This window comes from Streptomyces sp. 351MFTsu5.1, from assembly GCF_000383655.1.
Classification (GTDB): domain Bacteria; phylum Actinomycetota; class Actinomycetes; order Streptomycetales; family Streptomycetaceae; genus Streptomyces; species Streptomyces griseorubiginosus.
The window spans coordinates 64398-85718 of sequence record NZ_KB911775.1 but is presented as its reverse complement, the minus strand read 5'-3'; the positions used below and the strand labels follow the sequence as shown (position 1 = coordinate 85718).

At 70.4% G+C, this 21321-nt stretch carries 19 protein-coding genes; 6 read left to right on the top strand and 13 right to left on the bottom strand.

The features are described from left to right. Positions 1–80: 80 nt before the first annotated feature. Positions 81–1310, bottom strand: coding sequence for a PucR family transcriptional regulator (locus tag H295_RS0100410; protein WP_020133361.1), 1230 nt, complete (start codon positions 1308–1310; stop codon positions 81–83). A gap of 180 nt (positions 1311–1490) precedes the next feature. Here H295_RS0100410 and H295_RS0100405 point away from each other — a divergent pair, with 180 nt between their 5' ends. The 5 genes from H295_RS0100405 to H295_RS0100385 are packed head-to-tail and all read left to right on the top strand — an operon-like array spanning position 1491 to position 6293. Next, entirely contained in the window at positions 1491–2285 is a 795-nt protein-coding gene (locus tag H295_RS0100405) for an ABC transporter ATP-binding protein (protein ID WP_020133360.1), read from the top strand. A gap of 4 nt (positions 2286–2289) precedes the next feature. Beyond that, positions 2290–3054, top strand: coding sequence for an ABC transporter ATP-binding protein (locus H295_RS0100400; protein WP_020133359.1), 765 nt, complete (start codon positions 2290–2292; stop codon positions 3052–3054). Next, positions 3051–3941, top strand: a complete 891-nt coding sequence (locus H295_RS0100395) for a branched-chain amino acid ABC transporter permease (RefSeq protein ID WP_020133358.1) — start codon at positions 3051–3053, stop codon at positions 3939–3941. The genes H295_RS0100400 and H295_RS0100395 overlap by 4 nt, the downstream gene beginning before the upstream one ends. Further along, positions 3934–5025: an ABC transporter permease subunit gene (locus H295_RS0100390; protein WP_020133357.1), complete on the top strand. Its 1092-nt coding sequence runs from the start codon at positions 3934–3936 to the stop codon at positions 5023–5025. The genes H295_RS0100395 and H295_RS0100390 overlap by 8 nt, the downstream gene beginning before the upstream one ends. Next, positions 5022–6293, top strand: a complete 1272-nt coding sequence (locus H295_RS0100385; RefSeq protein ID WP_020133356.1) for an ABC transporter substrate-binding protein — start codon at positions 5022–5024, stop codon at positions 6291–6293. Before H295_RS0100390 ends, H295_RS0100385 begins: the two co-directional genes overlap by 4 nt. 253 nt (positions 6294–6546) lie before the next feature. Here the strand turns inward: H295_RS0100385 and pssA are convergent, their stop codons facing one another. The 9 genes from pssA to H295_RS0100340 all read right to left on the bottom strand — a co-directional run bounded on the left by pssA (position 6547) and on the right by H295_RS0100340 (position 17465). Then, on the bottom strand, positions 6547–7365 hold the full coding sequence (gene pssA / locus H295_RS0100380) for a CDP-diacylglycerol--serine O-phosphatidyltransferase (protein ID WP_028808900.1): 819 nt from the start codon (positions 7363–7365) through the stop codon (positions 6547–6549). A gap of 22 nt (positions 7366–7387) precedes the next feature. Next, a complete protein-coding gene (locus H295_RS0100375; RefSeq protein WP_020133354.1) occupies positions 7388–8044 on the bottom strand; it encodes a phosphatidylserine decarboxylase in 657 nt (218 codons plus the stop codon). A gap of 170 nt (positions 8045–8214) precedes the next feature. Continuing rightward, positions 8215–9420 (bottom strand): acyl-CoA dehydrogenase family protein, encoded by a 1206-nt coding sequence (locus H295_RS0100370; protein WP_020133353.1) that lies wholly within the window; start codon positions 9418–9420, stop codon positions 8215–8217. A 5-nt stretch (positions 9421–9425) separates the two neighbouring features. Beyond that, on the bottom strand, positions 9426–9932 hold the full coding sequence (locus tag H295_RS0100365; protein ID WP_007385824.1) for a MaoC family dehydratase: 507 nt from the start codon (positions 9930–9932) through the stop codon (positions 9426–9428). Between the two features lies 1 nt (position 9933). Then, entirely contained in the window at positions 9934–10893 is a 960-nt protein-coding gene (locus tag H295_RS0100360; protein ID WP_020133352.1) for an HpcH/HpaI aldolase/citrate lyase family protein, read from the bottom strand. Then, the gene (locus H295_RS0100355) at positions 10890–12938 is read right to left on the bottom strand and encodes a protein meaA (protein ID WP_028808899.1); all 2049 of its coding nucleotides are present in this window, start codon (positions 12936–12938) and stop codon (positions 10890–10892) included. Before H295_RS0100355 ends, H295_RS0100360 begins: the two co-directional genes overlap by 4 nt. Positions 12939–12955: 17 nt before the next feature. Beyond that, positions 12956–14299 carry a crotonyl-CoA carboxylase/reductase gene (ccrA, locus tag H295_RS0100350; RefSeq protein ID WP_020133350.1) on the bottom strand — a complete coding sequence of 448 codons (1344 nt, stop codon included), beginning with the start codon at positions 14297–14299 and terminating at the stop codon, positions 12956–12958. A gap of 390 nt (positions 14300–14689) precedes the next feature. Next, positions 14690–15520: a TetR family transcriptional regulator gene (locus H295_RS0100345; protein WP_028808897.1), complete on the bottom strand. Its 831-nt coding sequence runs from the start codon at positions 15518–15520 to the stop codon at positions 14690–14692. Between the two features lie 139 nt (positions 15521–15659). Next, positions 15660–17465 (bottom strand): 3-hydroxyacyl-CoA dehydrogenase family protein, encoded by a 1806-nt coding sequence (locus H295_RS0100340; RefSeq protein WP_020133348.1) that lies wholly within the window; start codon positions 17463–17465, stop codon positions 15660–15662. A gap of 378 nt (positions 17466–17843) precedes the next feature. Here H295_RS0100340 and H295_RS0100335 point away from each other — a divergent pair, with 378 nt between their 5' ends. Continuing rightward, entirely contained in the window at positions 17844–18419 is a 576-nt protein-coding gene (locus H295_RS0100335; RefSeq protein WP_028808896.1) for an adenylosuccinate lyase, read from the top strand. A 166-nt stretch (positions 18420–18585) separates the two neighbouring features. Here H295_RS0100335 and H295_RS0100330 read toward each other — a convergent pair whose 3' ends face one another. The 3 genes from H295_RS0100330 to H295_RS0100320 are packed head-to-tail and all read right to left on the bottom strand — an operon-like array spanning position 18586 to position 21189. Beyond that, positions 18586–19125 carry a GNAT family N-acetyltransferase gene (locus H295_RS0100330; RefSeq protein ID WP_020133346.1) on the bottom strand — a complete coding sequence of 180 codons (540 nt, stop codon included), beginning with the start codon at positions 19123–19125 and terminating at the stop codon, positions 18586–18588. A gap of 40 nt (positions 19126–19165) precedes the next feature. Next, positions 19166–19564 carry a RidA family protein gene (locus tag H295_RS0100325; protein WP_020133345.1) on the bottom strand — a complete coding sequence of 133 codons (399 nt, stop codon included), beginning with the start codon at positions 19562–19564 and terminating at the stop codon, positions 19166–19168. A 56-nt stretch (positions 19565–19620) separates the two neighbouring features. Beyond that, positions 19621–21189 (bottom strand): alpha/beta hydrolase, encoded by a 1569-nt coding sequence (locus tag H295_RS0100320; RefSeq protein WP_020133344.1) that lies wholly within the window; start codon positions 21187–21189, stop codon positions 19621–19623. Positions 21190–21321 lie beyond the last annotated feature (132 nt).

The window sequence follows — 21321 nt, the reverse complement described above, 5'->3', positions numbered from 1 at the left end:
AGGCCGGGCCCCGCCAGGTCAGCGTGCCGGCTGCACTCCGCGGCCGAGCTCAGCCCGTCGCCTGCGCCCCCCGTCCGAGCTCAGCCCGCCGTCTGCACTCCCCGTCCGAGCTCACCCCGCCGCCCGCCCGACAACCGGTACGCGTCCAGCGCCAGCGTCATCTCGATCAGGTCCCGTGGCCGGGCCAGCGAGCGGGACGTCAGCTGCTCCAGCCGCCGTAACCGGTTGAAGACCGTGTTGCGGTGGCAGTACAGGCGGCCCGCGGCCCGCCCCGCCGAGCCTTCGCACAGCAGCCACACGTCGAGGGTCTCCAGGAGCACGGCCCGGTCGGCGGGCTCCAGCTCCAGGAGCGCCCCGAACACGTCCGACACCAGCCGGTCGGCCAGCTCCGGCTGGCTCACCACGAGCGCGGTCGGCATCCGCTGATCAAGGCGTACGACCGCGCTGTCGTCCGGCGGACACGTGCGCAACGCCAGCTCGGCGAGCCGCCGGGCCCGCCCCAGCTCGGCGAGGCCCGGCACCACCGGACTGATCCCGCCCGGCCCCGAACAGCGCCCCTCCAACGCGCGCGCCACCCCCTCCAGGCCCTGACCGGGTGCGAGCGCCACGACCGCGACCTCGCTGTCGGCCCGCATCCGCCAGATGAACCGGAACCCGGCACCCCGCAGCGGCCGCTCGGCCGACTCCCGCCGCTCGGCCCGCAGCACCACCACCGCGTACGGCCCGTGCTCCGGCAGATCGAGCCCCGCCGCCGCCCGGGCCGCGAGCCCGGGAGTGGCCTGCCCCTCCAGCAGGGCGTCCAGGAGCGCCTGCAACTGCTCGTCCGTGCGTCGCCGAAGCTCCGCCTCGGTCGCCCGGTACGCCTCCGAGGCCGCCTGCGCCTGCGCGTCCACCGCCGACCACACCATCGTCGTCGACCGCATCAGCGCCGCCAGCCGCTCCGGCTCCCGCCCGGTCGCGCCCTCCACGAGCGCGTCCCACACCAGGTAACCGGCGTTGCGGTAGGCGTGCACCAGGAGACCCAGCGGCAACCCCTGGTGCGCCCGGCGGCGGCCCGCGTCCTCGGCGTACTCCAGGTCGCGCCGGGGTGAGTCCCGGGGCGCGGAGATCGTCTCGATGCCGATCCGTATCGCCTCCTCGGCCTCCCGCCACTGCTGGTCGTACGGCAGCACCTGCCCGTAGACGCGGGAGTGGTCGGTGAGTTGTCGCAGGTGCTCGTCGACGAGTTCCGGCACCCGTTCCAGCAGAGCCGTGCAGGACTCCGCGAGCAGCTTCCAGTCATGACCGGTCCGCGGCCGTCGCCCTCCCATTCCCGGAGGATGCCACCGGCACACCGCCTCGCACAGGCCCCTGACACGCGGTGTTGTGCGCACGCACAACGACGGCACCGGCCCGATGGGCACGCGCAGCGATTCCGTCGGGGCCCGTGGACGGAGCCGCCACCGGGTGCTGGGGTGAGCGCCACACCGAGAACGGACGAGGGGGAGCCCATGACCGGAGCCGGACTGGCCGTCCAGGGCCTGTCGGTCGGATACGGCCCCGTGCGCGCCCTGCGCCGGGTGTCCCTGGACGTGCCCGAGGGGGCCGTGGTGACGGTGCTCGGCGGCAACGGCGCGGGCAAGTCCACCTTGCTCAGGGCGATCAGCCGGACCCTCTCCTTCCACGGCGGCGCGGTCACCGAGGGCACGGTGACCCTGGACGGCCGCCGCCTCGACTCCCTGGCGCCGGACCGGGTGGTCGCCGCCGGAGTCTCCCAAGTGCCGGAAGGCAGACGGGTCTTCGCCCGCATGACGGTCGCCGACAACCTCCGCGCGGGCGCCCTCGGCGGTAGCGGACGCGGGCGCGCACAGGCCCTGGACCGGGTCCACGCACTGTTCCCCGTGCTCGCCGAACGCGCGCACCAGCGCGCCGGCCTCCTGTCCGGCGGCGAACAGCAGATGCTCGCCGTCGCCCGCGCCCTGATGGCCGCGCCCCGGGTCCTCCTCCTCGACGAACCCTCCCTCGGGCTCGCCCCGCTCATGGCCCGGCGGATCGCCGACACCGTCCGCGAGATCAACGCCCAGGGCACCTCGGTCCTCCTCGTCGAACAGAACGCGGCACTCGCCCTGCGCCTCGCCACGCACGCGTACGTCCTCGAGGTCGGCGAGGTCACCCTGTCGGGCCCGGCCGGGGAACTCGCCGCCTCCGACGAGGTCCGCCGCCGCTACCTGGGCGTGGTCGACGAGGACGCGGCGGCGGACGCGGGCACGACCGGCGCACGGACCCTCACCCGGTGGGAGGGATGACCCGGTGGACCTCCTCGACGTACGCGATCTGACCGTCCGCTTCGCCGGGCTCACCGCCCTCGACGCCGTCTCCTTCACCGTCCGCCCCGGCACCGTGCACGCCCTCATCGGCCCCAACGGGGCAGGAAAGTCAACCTGCTTCAACGTCATCTCCGGCGTCTACCGAGCCACCTCCGGCAGCGTCCGCTTCGGCGGCCGCGAACTCACCGGCATGCCCGCGCACCGCATCGCCGCGCTCGGTGTGGCCCGCATCTTCCAGAACCTCGCCCTGCCGCCCCGCGCCTCGGTCGAGGACTGTCTGCTGCTGGGCCGTCACCGGCTCACCCGAACCGGCTTCCTGGCCGCGGGACTTCGGCTGCCGTCCGCGGCCGGGGAAGAGCGCCGACACCGCGAACGCGTCCGGGAGATCGCCGAGTTCGTGGGCATCGCGGACTGTCTGGACCGCCCGGCGGGTTCGCTCCCGTACGGACAGCAGAAGCTCGCCGAACTCGCCCGCGCGCTCTGCATGGAACCCCGCCTGCTGCTCCTCGACGAGCCGGTCGCGGGCATGACCGCCGACGAACGGCGCCGGACGGCCGCGGTGATCGCGGGAGTCCGGGACGGCCTCGGCATCTCGATCGTGCTGGTGGAACACGACATGGGGGTGGTGATGCGGCTCGCGGACGCGGTGACCGTACTGGACTTCGGGCGCCGCATCGCCGACGGCGCCCCCGCCGACGTACAGAACGACCCGGCCGTCGCACAGGCCTACTTGGGGACGGCGTCATGAGCACCTTCGCCGAAATCCTGCTGAACGGCGTCTCGTTGGGGTCGGTGTACGCGCTGATCGCGCTCGGGTTCGTGGTGATCTTCCGGGCCACCGAGGTCGTCAACTTCGCCCACGCGTCCCTGCTGCTGGCGGGTGGGTACGTCACCGCGACCCTCCACGACGACCTCGGCTTCTGGCCCGCGCTGCTCGTGGGGATCGCGGGTGCCGCGCTGGTCGGGGCCGCCGTGGAGTTCCTGGTGATGCGGCGGTACCGGGGCAGCGACCACAGCGTGGCGGCGATCGTCACCATCGGCGTCGACATCCTGCTCACGACCGAACTGACCCGCCGTATCGGCACCGACGTGCTGGCGCTCGGCGACCCCTGGGGCGACGCCGTCCTGAAGCTCGGGCCGATCTCCCTTGCGCACACCCGCATCGCCGCCTTCGTGGCCGCCGCGCTGCTCATCACGGCCTTCCTGCTGGCCTTCCGGTACACCTCGTGGGGCGTGGCGATGCGGGCGGCGGCGGAGAGCGCGGAGACCGCCGCGCTGATGGGCGTACGGCTCGGGCGGGTGTCGCTCGGGGCGTGGGCGGTGGCCGGCGGACTCGCCGCCGTGGCCGCCCTGTTCCTCACCGTATTCCCGACGCCGGGCCTGGAGCGGGCGACCTCGCTGGCCGCGCTCAAGGCGTTCCCTGCCGCCATCCTCGGCGGGCTGGACTCCACGACGGGCGCGCTCGTGGGCGGCCTGCTGGTCGGGGTCACGGAGTCCCTCGCGACCGGCTACCAGAGCGATCTGGCTTTCCTGGGACGGGGGTTGGGGGACCTGGCCCCCTACGTGGTGATGGTCGCGATCCTGCTCGTACGGCCCTCGGGGCTGTTCGGTACCAAGGAGCTCGCCCGTGTCTGAGGCCCTGGTGAGACCGCTCAGGCTCCTGAGCGCACGGACGTACCTCTGGACCGCGGTGGCGGTCCTGCTTCTCGCCCTGCCCTTCTACCTGGACCGGTTCTGGCTCCAGGCGGGCCTGTTCGCGATGGCCGCGGCGATCGGCGCCATCGGCATCAACCTCCTCACCGGCGCGACCGGCCAACTCTCCATGGGCCACGCCTTCTTCCTCGCCGTCGGGGCCTACGGCTACTGCGTGTTCGCGGCCGACGGCGGTGACGGACTGGCCGGGCTCGGCCTGCCGACCTGGCTCGCGGCCGTGCTCGCCATCCTCGTCACCGGGATCGCCGGCGGGCTGTTCAGCCCCATCTCGGGGCGGCTCAGCGGCGCCTACCTCGGCATCGCCACGCTCGCGCTCGTCTTCATCGGCCAGCACGTGATGTTCAACGCGCACGACCTGACCGGCGGCGCCAACGGCCGGGACGTACCGCCGCTGAGCCTGTTCGGCCTCACCTTCGACGACAGCGAACTCCTCGTCGCCGCCGTACCGTTCGGGTCGGCGGAGAAGCTCTGGTACGCGGGTCTCGTCCTGCTGGCGGCGGGCGCGCTGTTCGCCCGGGGTGTCCTGCGCGGCCGCCCGGGCCGGGCGATGAACGCCGTCCGGGACCACCGCATCGCCGCCGGCGTGCTGGGGGTGCCGGTCGCCCGGCAGCGGGCCGCGGTCTTCGTGCTGTCCTCGATGTACGCGGGCCTGGCGGGCGTCCTGCTCGCGCTGGTCTTCCAGCGGACCGTGCCCGACTACTTCGGCATCACGCTCTCGCTGGAGTACCTCGCGATGATCGTCATCGGCGGCCTCGGCTCGGTCTCCGGAGCGGTGGCGGGAGCCGTCTTCGTCTCCTTGCTGCCGCAGCTGCTGACCCGCTGGAGCGACGCGCTGCCGCTCGTCTCCGCCCCCGGCACGGGCGGGATCGCACCGGGCGAGGCCTCCCGGTACCTCTACGGCGCCGCCGTCGTGCTGGTGGTGCTCTTCCTGCCCGGCGGCCTGGTCGGCACGGCCGCCCGGCGTCGCACCGGAAACGACACGGGAACCCACACGGAGGAACGATGAGCACGACGACGTACATGACCAGGACCGCCGCCGGTGCCCTCGCCGCCCTGCTGCTGGTGGCCGGGTGCAGCTCCAAGGCCAAGGACGCGGGCGGGGACGGCGACAAGGCGGGCGCGGGCGGGGTGCGGACCGGGGAGGGCGTCTCCGGGAAGACCATCACTCTCGGCGCGCTCACCGACATGACCGGCGTCTACGCGACCCTCGGCAAGAGCGTCACCCAGGCCCAGCAGCTGTACGTGAAGCAGCTCAACGCCGCCGGGGGCGTCTGCGGCTACCAGGTGGCCCTGTCGGTTCGCGACCACGGCTACGACCCGCAGAAGGCCGTCTCCGGCTACACCGAGCTGGAGCCGAAGGTGCTGGGCTTCACCCAGTTCATCGGCTCGCCCTTCGTCGCGGCGGTCAAGCAGCGGATCGACGGCCAGGACAAGGCGCTGGTGCTGCCGCAGGCCTGGTCCTCGGCACTGCTGGGCAGCCCCTACATCCGGGTCATCGGGTCGACGTACGACGTCGAGACGATCAACGCGGTCGACTTCCTGATCAAGGAGAAGGGGATCAGCAAGGGCGACAAGATCGGCCACGTCTACTTCGAGGGCGACTACGGCGAGAGCGCGCTGGCCGGTTCGAAGCACATCGCGAAGGAGGCCGGCCTGACCGTCGTCGAGCAGAAGATCAAGCCGACCGACAACGACATGACGGCCCAGGTCACCGCGCTCAAGCAGGCCGGGGTCAAGGCGGTCGTGATCAGCGCGGGGCCGCGGCAGGCGGCCTCGCTGGTGGGAGTGGCGGCGGCGAGCGGCTTCGACGTGCCGGTGATCGGCAACAACTCGGCGTTCGCGCCGCAACTGCTCGCCACCCAGGCGGGTCCGGCCCTGACGAAGAACTACTACGTGGCCTCGCCCTCGCTCCCCATCGGCGCGGACACCCCGCAGGCGGAGAAGCTGGTCGCCGACTACCGCGCCGCCTACCCGGACGACGCCCTGGACAACGGCATCGTCGCCGGCTGGACCGCCGCGTCCGCCTTCGGCGAGGCCCTGAAGAAGGCATGCACCAGCAAGGACCTCACCCGGGAGGGCGTCGACAAGGCCCTGCTGTCGATCAACTCCTACGACATCGGCTTCGGCGTCACCCAGGACTTCACCGACCCGAAGTCCCCGTCGTCCCGGGAGAGCGTGATCCTCCAGCCCGACAAGAACGTGACGGGCGGCATGAAGGTCGTACGGGAGGCGGGGGCGTCGGAGACGGCGGAGGGGTACACGCCGGGGGCGTGAGCGACTGAGGGTGGGTGCTGGGCGGACCAGGTGAGGGGCCGTATCCCGGTCGCGGTGCCGGAGGTGCGCTCGGCGGCCGAGACGCGGATCCCTCCGAACGCCTCCAGGGCTCCTGGGGCTCCTGCGGTCGGCAGCCCGCTGTACTCCCCGCCCCTGTTACCGGGCACCCCGCCACATAGGCTCACCCGGACCGCAACGACGAGGGGCCCGAACCGGTAGCGGTTCGGGCCCCTCGAAAAGTGTGCCGCGGAGGCTACGGCAGCTGTGCCGCCCTCGCCTCGCGCCTGTTGTCGCGGAAGTTGTTCACCCGGCGGGCCGTGGCGAACAGGGGGATCACCGCGCCCATGACCAGCTGGAGCGCGCACCCCGTCTGCAGCAGCAGCTGGCCGCCCGGGGCGCCGAACGCCCAGGCCGCGAGCAGGCCCATGCCCAGGACGATCCAGGAGAGCATCCCGACCGCGAGGCGGCCCCGCGGCTTCGGGTACTCGACCCGGCTCACCATCAGCCACGCCGTCCCCAGGATCGCCAGGAGCGTCGCCACGAACGGCAGCTCCAGCAGGACGATCGACACCACGGTCAGCGCGCCGAACGGCGACGGCATGCCCTGGAAGGTGCCGTCCTTCACCGTCACACAGGAGAACCGCGCGAGTCTCAGCACCACCGCGAGCAGCACCACCACGGCCCCGACCGCGGCCACCTTCTGCGAAGCGTCGTCCGCCACCATGCCGTAGACGAGGACGAAGTACGCCGGCGCGAGGCCGAAGCTGATCAGGTCGGAGAGGTTGTCCAGCTCCGCGCCCATCGGCGAGGACCGCAGCTTGCGCGCCACCAGGCCGTCGAACAGGTCGAAGACCGCCGCGCACAGCATCAGGATGACCGCGGTGGCCGCGCTGTTGCGCGCCATGCCGGATTCCTGGCTGTCGGTGAGGTGCGGGATCAGGATGCCGGTGGTGGTGAAGTACACCGCCATGAAGCCGCACGTGGCATTGCCGAGGGTGAGGGTGTCCGCTATCGACAGGCGGAGAGAAAGAGGCATCTCCTCCTCGTCGTCGACCTCGTCGGCCTCGGGCACCCAGCCCGCCTGGGTCTCGGGATCAATCACGGTCAATGCGAGTCACCCCAGCCACCGTCTTCTGTCCGACCTCGACCGCGACCTCCACGCCCTCGGGCAGGTAGATGTCGACACGCGAGCCGAAGCGGATCAGCCCGATGCGGTCACCCTGCTCGACCTTCGTCCCCTGCGGGATGTACGGCACGATGCGACGGGCCACCGCGCCGGCGATCTGGATCATCTCGATGTCACCGAGTTCGGTGTCGAAGTGCCAGACGACGCGCTCGTTGTTCTCGCTCTCCTTGTTGAACGCCGGAACGAACCCGCCGGGGATGTGCTCGACCGACGTCACCGTGCCGGAGAGCGGCGCGCGGTTGACGTGGACGTTGAGCGGGCTCATGAAGATCGCGACGCGGGTGCGACCGTCCTTCCACGGCATGATGCTCTGCACCACGCCGTCGGCCGGGGAGATGACCCGGCCCGGGGCGATCTCGCGCTCGGGGTCGCGGAAGAACCACAGCATGCCCGCCGCGAGCGCGGTGGTGGGCACGGCGACGGCCTTCGCGACGCCGGAGCGGCGTGCGCGCAGCAGGCTGACGGCTGCGGTGGCGACGGTCGGAAGGAGCCACGGCGATGCTCCGCGGGCCAGGCGTACGCCTGCCAGGCTGTCGCGAGGTGCAGAGGTTTGGCTGTGGGGCATGGATGACCTTCGTAGCGGATGATGCCGCGCACTAGACGGGGGACGGCGGCTTTCCGGGATCGTACCGGTCGTGGGCCACAACTGGGCAAGCCAGGAAGCCGAGTCGGCGGCTGAAGTCCATGCACGGGGTGTGATCTTCTTCTCCAAGAAAACACCCCGTATCCGGACATCTAACCCTGGAACCGATACTCTTCGAGCAGCCTGCGACCGATGATCATTTTCTGGATTTCGGCGGTACCTTCACCGATCAGCAGCATCGGGGCCTCACGGTAGAGACGCTCGATCTCGTACTCCTTGGAGAAGCCGTAGCCGCCGTGGATCCGGAAGGCGTCTTCCACGACCTCCTTGCAGTACTCGGAGGCGAGGTACTTCGCCATCCCTGCCTCAAGGTCGTTTCGCTCCCCGGAGTCCTTTTTGCGTGCCGCGTTGACCATCATCGCATGCGCGGCCTCGACCTTGGTAGCCATCTCGGCCAGCTTGAACTGAATCGCCTGGTGCTGGGCGATCGGCTTGCCGAAAGTGTGACGCTGCTGGGCGTACTGGACGCCCAGCTCGAAGGCACGCTGAGCGACGCCGCAACCACGCGCCGCCACATTCACGCGGCCCACCTCCACGCCGTCCATCATTTGGTAAAAACCTCGGCCGGTGGTCCCGCCGAGCACCCGATCGGCGGGAAGCCGCAGGCCATCCATGATCAGCTCGGTGGTGTCGACACCCTTGTAGCCCATCTTGTCGATCTTCCCGGGGATGGTGAGGCCCGGACGGACCTCTCCGAAGCCGGGCTCCTTCTCGATCAGGAAGGTGGTCATCGACTTGTGGGGCGCGGTGCCCTCAGGGTGTCCTTCATCACTTCGGACGAGAACGGCGACCAGACTTGACGTTCCGCCGTTCGTCAGCCACATCTTCTGGCCGTTGAGGACGTATTCGTCACCGTCCTTGACCGCCTTGGAGGTGATGGCGGACACGTCCGAGCCGAGACCCGGCTCCGACATCGAGAAGGCGCCCCGGATGTCGCCGGCCGCCATCCGCGGCAGGAAGTGGTCCTTCTGCTCCTGCGTGCCGTGCTGCTTGAGCATGTACGCCACGATGAAGTGGGTGTTGATGATGCCGGAGACCGACATCCAGCCGCGGGCGATCTCCTCGACGCACAGCGCGTACGTCAGGAGGGACTCGCCCAGACCGCCGTACTCCTCCGGGATCATGAGGCCGAACAGGCCCAACTCCTTGAGCCCGTCGACGATCTGCTGCGGGTACTCGTCGCGGTGCTCCAGTTCGGTCGCGACCGGGATGATCTCCTTGTCCACGAAGTCGCGGACCGTGGACAGGATCTCCTGCTGGATGTCGGTCAGACCGGCGGTCTGGGCGAGGCGTGCCATCGGGCTCAGCCCTCCTGAAGTTCCGGGCGGCCGGGCTGCTCGCCGCCGCGCTCCTTGATGTAGGTCTCGGTGGGCACCATGACCTTGCGGCGGAACACGCAGACCAGCGTGCCGTCCTGCTTGTAGCCCTTGGTCTCGACGTAGACGATCCCGCGGTCGTTCTTCGACTTGGAGGGCCACTTGTCGAGCACGGTCGTCTGGCCGTAGATCGTGTCGCCGTGGAAGGTCGGCGCCACGTGCTTCAGCGACTCGATCTCCAGGTTGGCGATCGCCTTGCCGGAGACGTCCGGCACCGACATGCCGAGCAGCAGGGAGTAGATGTAGTTCCCGACCACCACGTTCTTGCCGAAGTCGGTCGTCTTCTCGGCGTAGTTGACGTCCATGTGGAGCGGGTGGTGGTTCATGGTGAGGAGGCAGAAGAGGTGGTCGTCGTACTCGGTGACCGTCTTCCCGGGCCAGTGCTTGTAGACCGCCCCGACCTCGAACTCCTCGTAGGTGCGTCCGAACTGCATCTCAGGCCTCCGGGATCTCGAACTTGGAGGTGCGCTGCATGCCCGCCGCACGCCCCTTGCCGGAGATGACCAGCGCCATCTTGCGGCTGGCCTCGTCGATCATCTCGTCGCCGAGCATCGCCGAGCCCTTCTTGCCGCCCGCCTCGGACGTGTAGTAGTCGTACGCGTCCAGGATCAGCTCGGCGTGGTCGTAGTCCTCCTGCGAGGGCGAGAAGATCTCGTTGGACGCCTCCACCTGGCCCGGGTGCAGCACCCACTTGCCGTCGAAGCCGAGCGCAGCGGCGCGCTGGGCGACCTCGCGGTAGCCGTCGATGTTGCGGATCTGGAGGTACGGGCCGTCGATCGCCTGGAGGTTGTTGGCGCGGGCGGCCATCAGGATCTTCATCAGGATGTAGTGGTAGGCGTCCGCCGGGTAGCCGGGCGGCTGCTCACCGACCACCAGCGACTTCATGTTGATCGACGCCATGAAGTCGGCCGGGCCGAAGATGATCGTCTCGACGCGCTGCGAGGCCGTCGCGATCTCGTTGACGTTGTTGAGGCCCTGCGCGTTCTCGATCTGCGCCTCGATGCCGATCTTGCCGACCTCGAACCCCATGGTCTTCTCGATCTGCGTCAGCAGGAGGTCGAGGGCGACGACCTGCTCGGCCGTCTGCACCTTCGGCAGCATGATGCAGTCGAGGTTCTGGCCGGCCCCCTCGACGACCGTGACGACATCGCGGTACGTCCACTCGGTCGTCCAGTCGTTGACGCGCACGACCCTCGTCTTGCCGGTCCAGTCACCCTCGTTGAGGAACTTGACGATGGTGTGCCTCGCCTCGGGCTTGGCGAGCGGGGCGCACGCGTCCTCCAGGTCGAGGAAGACCTGGTCCGCCGGGAGACCCTGCGCCTTCTCCAGGAAGCGGGGGTTGCTTCCCGGTACCGCGAGACACGAGCGGCGGGGACGCAGACGGTTGACGGTCATGCGGGGACCTCCAGGGGGTCGAGCTTGTTCGCGTTGCGGATCTCGTCGACGATGCGGCCGATGATGCCGGTGATGTCGAAGTCCTTCGGGGTGAAGACGGCGGCCACTCCGGCGGCCCTGAGCTGCTCGGCGTCTCCATTGGGGATGATCCCACCGGCGATGACGGGTATATCTGTGGCACCGGCCACACGCAGCCGCTCCAGCACGTCCGGCACCAGCTGGGCGTGCGAGCCGGACAGGATCGACAGGCCGACCGCGTGCACGTCCTCCGCGAGGGCCGCGTCCACGATCTGCTCCGGGGTGAGCCGGATGCCCTGGTAGACCACCTCGAAGCCGGCGTCACGCGCGCGGACGGCGATCTGCTCGGCCCCGTTGGAGTGCCCGTCCAGGCCCGGCTTGCCGACCAGGAAGCGCAGCTTGCCGACGCCGAGGTCCTTCGCCGTGGTGTCGACCTTCCGGCGGACGTCGGCCATGGCCGAGCCCTCCTCCGCGGGCACCGCGACCGGCGCCGAGGAGACACCCGTGGGCGCCCGGAACTCGCCGAACACCTCCCGCAGGGCCCCGGCCCACTCCCCGGTCGTGGCACCCGCGCGGGCGCACTCCAGGGTGGCCTCCATGAGGTTGCCGGTACCGCGCGCGGCCTCCTTGAGCTTCTCCAGCGCCTTGCAGGGACGCGGGTGGTTGAAGGGCGGCTGGTAGCGGGTGTCGCGCCAGGTCTGCAGGGACTGGATGACGCGGGCCTCGACAGCCGGATCGACGGTCTGGATGGCGGTGTCGAGATCCGCGGTGAGGGGATTGGGCTCGGTCGTGTTGAAGATGTTGACGCCCACGATCTTCTCTTGACCGGACTCGATACGAGCGCGCCGCTCGGCGTGCGAGGAGACGAGCTGCGACTTCAGATAGCCCGACTCGACGGCCGCCATCGCGCCGCCCATCTCCTGGATCCGCTCGATCTCCGCGAGGGACTCCTCGACGAGCCTTGCGACCTTCGCCTCGATGACGTGCGAGCCGTCGAAGATGTCCTCGTACTCCAGCAGGTCGCTCTCGTGGGCGAGGACCTGCTGGATGCGCAGCGACCACTGCTGGTCCCAGGGCCGGGGCAGCCCCAGGGCCTCGTTCCAGGCCGGCAGCTGGACGGCACGCGCGCGTGCGTCCTTGGAGAGCGTCACGGCCAGCATCTCGAGGACGATCCGCTGGACGTTGTTCTCCGGCTGCGCCTCGGTCAGCCCGAGGGAGTTGACCTGGACGCCGTAGCGGAAACGGCGGTGCTTGGGGTTCTCGATGCCGTAGCGCTCACGGGTGACCTGGTCCCAGATGCGGCCGAAGGCGCGCATCTTGCACATCTCCTCGACGAAGCGGACGCCCGCGTTCACGAAGAAGGAGATCCGGCCGACGACGTCGCCCATGCGCTCCTGCGGCACCTGGCCGGAGTCCCGGACGGCGTCCAGGACCGCGATCGCCGTGGACATCGCGTACGCGATCTCCTGGACCGGCGTGGCGCCCGCCTCCTGCAGGTGGTAGCTGCAGATGTTGATCGGGTTCCACTTCGGCATGTGGGAGACCGTGTACGCGATCATGTCCGTCGTCAGGCGCAGGCTCGGCCCCGGCGGGAAGACGTGCGTCCCCCGGGACAGGTACTCCTTGACGATGTCGTTCTGGGTCGTGCCCTGGAGCTTGGTGATGTCCGCACCCTGTTCCTCGGCGACGACCTGGTAGAGCGCCAGCAGCCACATGGCGGTGGCGTTGATTGTCATCGAGGTGTTCATCTGCTCCAGGGGGATGTCCTGGAACAGCCGGCGCATGTCACCGAGGTGCGCGATCGGCACGCCGACCCGGCCCACCTCGCCGCGGGCGAGGATGTGGTCGGAGTCGTAGCCGGTCTGCGTCGGCAGGTCGAAGGCCACCGAAAGGCCCGTCTGCCCCTTGGCGAGGTTGCGCCGGTACAGCTCGTTGGACGCCTCGGCCGTGGAGTGCCCGGCGTACGTGCGCATGAGCCACGGCCGGTCCTTCTCCCTTGCCCCGTCGGCGTTCTGACGCTCAGTCATCTATGACCCCGGGTGTCTCAGACGTTGCGGAAGCGGTTGATGGCGTCGATGTGCGTGGCGCGCATCTCCTCGTCGCGCACGCCGAGACCCTCCTCGGGGGACAGGCAGAGCACGCCGACCTTGCCCTGGTGGAGGTTGCGGTGCACGTCGTAGGCCGCCTGGCCGGTCTCCTCCAGGGAGTAGACCTTCGACAGGGTCGGGTGGATCTTGCCCTTCGCGATGAGCCGGTTGGCCTCCCAGGCCTCGCGGTAGTTGGCGAAGTGCGAGCCGATGATGCGCTTCAGGGACATCCACAGGTAGCGGTTGTCGTACTCGTGCATGTAGCCCGAGGTCGAGGCGCAGGTGGTGATGGTGCCGCCCTTGCGGGTGACGAACACGGAGGCGCCGAAGGTCTCACGGCCCGGGTGCTCGAAGACGATGTCGATGTCCTCGCCGCCGGTGAGCTCACGGATGCGCTTGCCGAAGCGCTTCCACTCCTTGGGGTCCTGGGTCCGCTCGTCCTTCCAGAACTTGTAGCCCTCGGCGTTGCGGTCGATGATCGCCTCGGCGCCCATCGAGCGGCAGATGTCCGCCTTCTGGTCGCTGGAGACGACACAGATCGGGTTGGCGCCGCCGGCGAGGGCGAACTGCGTGGCGTACGAGCCGAGTCCACCGCTCGCGCCCCAGATCAGGACGTTGTCGCCCTGCTTCATGCCGGCGCCGTTGCGGGAGACGAGCTGCCGGTACGCGGTCGAGTTCACGAGCCCCGGGGCGGCGGCCTCCTCCCAGCTGAGGTGGTCCGGCTTCGGCATCAGCTGGTTCGACTTGACAAGTGCGATCTCTGCCAGGCCGCCGAAGTTGGTCTCGAAGCCCCAGATGCGCTGCTCGGGGTCGAGCATGGTGTCGTTGTGGCCGTCGCTCGACTCCATCTCGACCGACAGACAGTGCGCGACGACCTCGTCACCGGGCTTCCAGGCGTTGACGCCGGGGCCGGTGCGCAGGACGACGCCCGCGAGGTCGGAGCCGATGATGTGGTACGGCAGGTCGTGGCGCTTGGCCAGGTCGTTGGTGCGGCCGTAGCGCTCCAGGAAGCCGAAGGTCGACAGCGGCTCGAAGATCGAGGTCCACACCGAGTTGTAGTTGACACTCGATGCCATCACGGCGACCAGGGCCTCGCCCGGGCCGAGTTCGGGCACGGGGACGTCGTCGAGGTGGATCGACTTGCGCGGGTCCTTGTCGCGGGTCTCCAGGCCCGCGAACATCTCCGTCTCGTCCTTGTGCACGGTGATCGCGCGGTACGACTCGGGGAGCGGCAGGGCGGCGAAGTCGGCCGGAGTCGAGTCCGGCGACTGGATCGCGTCCAGGATGTCCTTCACGGTCACGGTGTTGCCTCCGGCGATACGCGCCCTGAGGGAGGGGCGCTGAGGGTTACGTCGGTGCCGTCGGTTCGGCGGTCTTGCTGTGCGGCAGCGCTTTGTGGCGCGGGAGGTTGCCTGTGACGCAGGCGTCCGGGCGGGCAGCTCGATGAGTTGCTGGGACAGCCGACGTGCGAAAGGTCTCTGCACGCCGGCCGCCCGGACACCCTCAACGTAAGACACCGCGTGCCACCGTGCAAGGCACTGAGTGCCAGAGATTGCTCTCAGATGAAATCTTTACGTAACAAATGAGCGATGATCGATCGAACGGGGGTTGAAAGCCGCCTAAAAAGGGTCTCTGACATGCCAAAACGGCCACCCCGAAGGGTGGCCGTCGTCACAGCGTCGAAGAGCCGCTCAGCGCTCCTTGAGTGCCTGCTCGATGGTGCGCATGACCTCGTCCAGCGGGGCGTCGGTGCGGGCGAGGGCGACCAGGACCTCGCCCTGCGCGGAGACCGTCGCGGCTGTCGGCGGCTGGGCGTTCGCGGTGCGGCCCGCGCCGATCCCGGTCCCGAACGTCTTGCGCACGATGGCGAAGGCGTGGTCCAGCTGGGCCTCGACGTCCCCCTGCCCGCCGGCCCGCAGCCAGCGCCGCAGCACGTGGTTGTGGGCCGTGACCACGGCGGACGCGGCGACCTCGGCCAGCAGCGGATCGTCGTTGGCGTCGTCGTCGTGCGCGTGCTCGTCGAAGTGTCCGAGCAGATACCGCGTGAACAGCCGCTCGTAGCGGGCGACCGACGCGATCTCCGCCTCCCGCAGCGTCGGCACCTCGCGCGTGAGCTTGTAGCGGGCGACCGAGATCTCCGGCCGGCCCGCGTACATCTTCATGACTTCCTTGATGCCGCGGCACACCGTGTCCAGCGGATGCTCGTGCGCCGGGGCCGCGTTCAGCACCGCCTCGGCGCGGATCAGGGTGTCGTCGTGGTCGGGGAAGATCGCCTCTTCCTTGGAGCGGAAGTGGCGGAAGAAGGTGCGACGGGCGACCCCGGCCGCGGCCGCGATCTCGTCGACGGTGGTCGCCTCGTACCCCTTGGTGGAGAAGAGCTCCATCGCGGCGGCCGCCAGTTCGCGGCGCATCTTGAGCCGCTGGGCGGCCGCGCGGCTGCCGGCGGCACTCTCCGGCGCGTCGGGTGTGGCTGGCGTACGGGACGACTTGGCGGGCTGGGGCATGCCCCGAACGTACTGCATGTGTGCAGGTTGGCGCGCCTGTCCGGGGTTCGTCCCGCCCCGGGCCGGCGGAGCGCCGCCCGCCCAGGGCGGCGGGAGCGGGCTGCCCGGGCCGAGCAGCCCGCCCCAGTCCTCGCCGTCGAACCAGTCGCCGGCGTGCTCAGCGGCGGGCATATTCGCGGAAGCCACGGCCGGTCTTGCGGCCGAGGCAGCCCGCGGCCACCAGGTGCTCCAGGAGCGGGGCCGGAGCCAGGCCCGGGTCGCGGAACTCCCGGTGCAGGACCTTCTCGATCGCGAGCGAGACATCGAGCCCGACGACGTCGAGGAGCTCGAAGGGCCCCATCGGGTAGCCGCCGCCGAGCTTCATCGCCGCGTCGATGTCGTCGAGCGACGCGTAGTGCTCCTGCACCATCTTGATCGCGTTGTTGAGGTACGGGAACAGCAGCGCGTTGACGATGAAGCCGGCCCGGTCCCCGCAGTCCACCGCGTGCTTCCTGATCCGCACACAGACCTCGCGGACCGTCGCGTGGACGTCCTCGGCCGTGAGCACCGTCCGGACGACCTCGACCAGCTTCATCGCGGGCGCCGGGTTGAAGAAGTGCATGCCGATCACGTCCTGCGGGCGCGAGGTGGCGCGGGCGCAGGCGACGACGGGCAGCGAGGAGGTCGTGGTCGCCAGGACCGCGCCCGGCTTGCAGACCTTGTCCAGCGTGGCGAACAGCTGCTGCTTGACCTCCAGGTCCTCGGCGACGGCCTCGACCGCCAGGTCGACGTCCGCGAAGGACTCGTAGGAGCCCGCCGGGGTGATCAGGTCCAGGGTCCGCGCGGCGGCCTCGGCGGTCATCCGTCCCTTGTCGACAGAGCGCGAAAGCGACTTGCCGATACGGGCCTTCGCCGTCTGTGCCTTCTCCTCGCTGCGGGCGGCGAGCACGACCTCGTAGCCCGCCTTGGCGAACACCTCGGCGATGCCGGACGCCATGGTCCCGGAACCGGCGACCCCGACCGAGCGGACCTCGCGGCCCGCGGCCTGCTCCGAGCTCTCCAGGGGCGTCAGCGCGTCCCGCACGACCGTCGCGCTGCCCGGGGCCTCGTACGTGTAGAAGCCGCGTCCCGACTTACGGCCCGTCAGGCCCGCCTCGCTGAGCTGCTTGAGGATCGGGGCGGGGGCGTGCAGCCGGTCGTGGGACTCGGCGTACATGGCCTCCAGGACCGTGCGCGCGGTGTCGACGCCGATCAGGTCGAGCAGGGCGAGGGGGCCCATCGGCAGACCGCAGCCGAGTCGCATCGCCGCGTCGATGTCCTCGCGGGAGGCGTACTTCGCCTCGTACATCGCGGCCGCCTGGTTGAGGTAACCGAACAGCAGCCCGTCGGCGACGAATCCGGGCCGGTCGCCGACCGCGACGGGCTCCTTGCCCAGGTCGAGCGCGAGGTCGGTGACCGCGGTGACCGCGGCCGGCGCGGTGAGCACCGAGGAGACGACCTCGACCAGCTTCATCGCGGGCGCCGGGTTGAAGAAGTGCAGGCCGAGGACCCGCTCCGGGCGGGCCGAGTCGGCGGCCAGACGGGTCACGGACAGGGCGTTGGTACCGGTCGCGAGGATCGCCTCGGGGCGCACGATGCCGTCGAGCTCGCGGAAGATCTGGTGCTTGATCTCGTACGACTCCGGAGCCACCTCGATGACGAGGTCGGCGTCGGCCGCCGCACGCAGATCGGTGGAGGTGCGGACGCGGGCGAGGACGTCGGCGCGCTCCTGCTCGGTGAGCCGGCCGCGCTCCACGGCACGGGCGGTCGCGGCCTCCAGGGCGGCGACGGCCCTGGCGGCCTGCGCCTCGCTGATGTCGATGCCGACGACCTCGCGGCCGGCCTTGGCGAGGACCTCGGCGATACCGGTGCCCATGGTGCCGAGGCCGACGACGGCGATCGTCCGGAGCGGGGACAGGGAGGGGTCGGACAGGGGAGTGGCCATCGCGGAACTCCAGGAATGAGGGTGACGACTGGGAGCGCGACCCGGTACGCCGAGGGGCGCACCGGGTGCGTGGAGGAACTGCGGAATGCGGGTGTTGCCGGGCTGCGAGCGCACACGCCCGGGCCGTCGTCGCGGGCGCTGCACACGCCCGGAGAACGGGGGAAGCCGACCGGCCCTGTCCCAGGCCGGGTCGTACTGGTGGTACCCGAGGTACCGAACCGACTGCTCTCACGGCGGCTGCGTCACCAGGCCACCGCAAGGAGTTCCGCGAGTGGGTAACTCGCTCGTCTGAGCTTAACCGGTGGGTAACGAGCGCGCCAGCCCCCGGATTTGTGATGTACGTCCCGCGCTCCCGGCCGTCCCCCTAACCTCGGGTTCATGGACGAAGAGTTGCGAACGCTCACGGAGCGTTTACGGCGGGAGGCGGGAGCGTCGGCCGCCCTGGACCGGCTGGCGGCGACCGGGGACCTCCACGAACTGGCCGAGGTGCTCACCGCGCCCGGGCAGCCGTTGTGGGCCAGGGAACTGGCCGCGTTCCGGCTCGGACTCGCCGGGGACCGCCGGGCCTTCGAGGCGCTCGTCCTGCTGCTCAACCACCGTGATCCGCCGCGCTGTGCCACCGCCGCGTACGCGCTCGCCCGCCTGGGAGACCCGCGCACCGCCCGCGCGGCCGCCGCCCTCGCCACCAACGAACTCCGCGTCGCCTACGCCCTGCACCCCGTGCGCCTCCTCGCGCAACTGCGCGCCCCCGAGTCGGTGCCCGCGCTGATCACCACGCTGGAACGGCGACTGAACCCGCACGACCCCTATCGCCGGGTCGCCCTGGCCTGTGTGGAGGGGCTCGGCACCCTGGCCGACGCACGGGCCAGACCCGTCCTGAACGAGGCCCTCGCGCACCCGGTACTGGCGGAGGCCGCGGTGCGGGCACTGGCACGGATCCCCCGGCAGCGTTAACCGTCGAGCATTCCCCGGCAGCGGTGAGCCGTCGCGGATTCCCCGGCCGGTGAGCCGTCGCGGATTCCGGGGGCGGTGAGCCGTCGAGGAATCGGCGGGCCGGTGAGTCGTCGCGCGTTCTCGGGCAGTGGTGAGTCGCCGCGGATTCCCCGGCAGCGGTGAGCCGTCAGGGGGTGAGGGTGCGGACGTACCGGACCTCCGGCACCGGGACGCCGTCCGCCTCGAAGGGCTCTTCGGTGCCGTCGGCCTCGAAGCCCGCCCGTTCGTAGAAGCGGCGGGCGCCGGTGTTGTCCTTCAGGACCCACAGGTACATGCGGTCGTGCCCGAGGGCCGTGCGGTTCCACAGGGCTTCCCGGAGCAGGGCCTGTCCGATGCCGGTGCCGTACCGCCGCGGGTCCACGTAGACGGCGTACAACTCGGCGTCGGCGGTGCGGACTTCGCCGTCCCGGTACGGGCCGTGACAGGCCCAGCCCACGACGTCGCCGTCCCACTCGGCCACGAGGTTCACGATGTCGGGGTTCCCCTGCCCGAAGCGGGCCCGGTGCCGTTCGGCGTCCTGCGCCGGGCTCATCGCGTCGAGGTACGACTGGGGGACCAGGCCGCGGTAGGCGCTCTGCCAGCCGCGGACACGGATCTCGCCCACGCGGTCGCAGTCGGCGAGGGCCATGGGGCGGACGAGGAAGCGCTCGTCATCGTCGTCGATCATGGCGGCACCATAGGCGCGCCCGGCCAACTTGGGCCTCGCATTATTCGGCGAGCACCGCGAACGCCTCGACCTCCATGAGGAACTCCGGCCGCACCAGCCCCGCCACCTGCACGGCGGAGGCCGCCGGCAGCCGGTCGTCGGGTATGTGCTCGGCGCGGGCCGCGCGCAGGGCCGGCAGGTCGGCCAGATCCGTGACGAAGTAGGTGAGCTTGACGACGTCGTCGAAACCCGCGCCCGCGGCGGCGAGGCAGCGGCGGAGGTTCTCGAAGACCTGGCGGGCCTGGGCCCCGGCATCGCCCTCGCCGACCAGCTCGCCGTTCTCGTCCAGGGCCACCTGGCCGGACACGGCGACGAAACGGCCGCGGCCCAGCACCACATGGGAGTACTGGGCCGCGGGGGCGACCCCGTCGGGGGCGGCAATCCTGGTCAGCTCGCTCATGGGTCCATGGTGGACCACACCACTGACAACGCCGTCCCCGACGGAGTCCCGGGCAGTCAGCCGCGGAAGCCCAGCAGCCCGTGCAGCGTCGCTCCCCGCGAGGACGTCGACGCGGCCTTGGCGGTCAGCGGCTTGGGGTCGGGCAGAGCCTTGCACACCGCGTCGGCCTCGCCGTGACCGCGCGGCACCCTGCCGTCGGTCAGATACGCGGCCAGGTGCTTGTCCAGGCACGCGTTCCCGCTCAGCGTGATGCCGTGGTTCCCGCCCCCCTGCTCGACGACGAGGCTGGAGCCGGCCAGCAGGCGGTGGACCGTCGCGCCGCCCTGGTACGGGGTGGCCGCGTCGTTCGTCGCCTGGAAGAGCAGCACCGGCGGCAGCTTGCCGTTGGCGATGTTCACCGGCTTCAGGGAGTCCGTCGGCCAGAACGCGCACGGTGCGTTGTACCAGGCGTTGTTCCAGGTCATGAACGGCGCCTCCTCGTGCACCGCCCAGTTGTCCTTCCGCCACTGCCGCCAGTCGCGCGGCCAGGAGGAGTCGCGGCACTGCACGGAGGTGTAGACGCTGTAGCCGTTGTCACCGGAGGCGTCCACGGCGGCGAAGTTCTCGTACGCCTCGACCAGCGGTTCGGCGTTCTTCTTGTTCACGTACGCCGAGAACGCCTCGGCCAGATAGGGCCAGTAGCCGTTGTAGTAGCCGCCGGGCATGAAGGTGTCCTCCAGCTCCGAGGCACCCACCTTGCCGCCCGCGGGCTTCTTGGCGAGGGCGGCCCGCATGGCGTACCACTTGGCCTCGATCCGTTCCGGGTCGGTGCCGAGCCTGTACGTCCCGTCGTACTTGGCGATCCAGGTCATCAGGGCGCGGTGCCGGTCGTTGAAGGCGTAGTCCTGGCCGAGGTTGTCCTCGTACCAGACGCCGGTCGGGTCCACGATCGAGTCGAGGACCAGGCGGCGCACCTGGTGCGGGAAGAGCCTGGCGTAGACCGCGCCCAGGTAGGTGCCGTAGGAGTAGCCGAAGTAGTTGATCCGCCGGGCGCCGAGTGCCTGCCGGATGGAGTCCATGTCCTGCACGGCGCTGACGGTGTCGATGTACGGCAGCACGCTCGCGTACTTCCGGCCGCAGGCGGCGGCGAAGGCCTTGACGCGCTTGAGATTGGCTGCCTCGATCGCGGGCGTGACCGGCACGGAGTCGGGGCGCACCGGGTTGAAGTAGCCCGGCTTGCAGTCGAGGGCGGGCTTGCTCTTGCCTACACCGCGCGGGTCGAAGCCGATGACGTCGTACTGGGAGGCGACCGCCTTCGGCAGCGCGCCCGCGACGAACGCGGCGAGGGTCAGACCGCTGCCGCCCGGACCGCCCGGGTTGACCAGCAGCGGGCCCTGGTACGTCTTCGCGGTGTGCGGGACGCGGGACAGTGCGAGGGTGATCTGCCGCCCGCGCGGGTTCGCGTGGTCGAGCGGCACCTTCAGGGACGCGCACTGGAGCGTCGGGTGATCAGTGGTGCCGCACTTCTTCCAGGCGAGGGCGGCGGGTTGCGGGGGCTGTGAGGTGCCGGCCTCGGCGGGGGCCGCGGTGACGGACCCGGCCACGACGACCGCGGCGCCGCACAGCACGGCTGCGCGCTTCTTCATGAAGTCCTCCCAGGACGGAGGGTTTCTGGCCGCGAGGGTCACGGTCCACGCCGCATCGTCCCGGAAAGTCCGCCCGGAAGAACCTGATCTGACAATAGTTGACCCGATTGGGCCGAATGATGCGCTCGAACG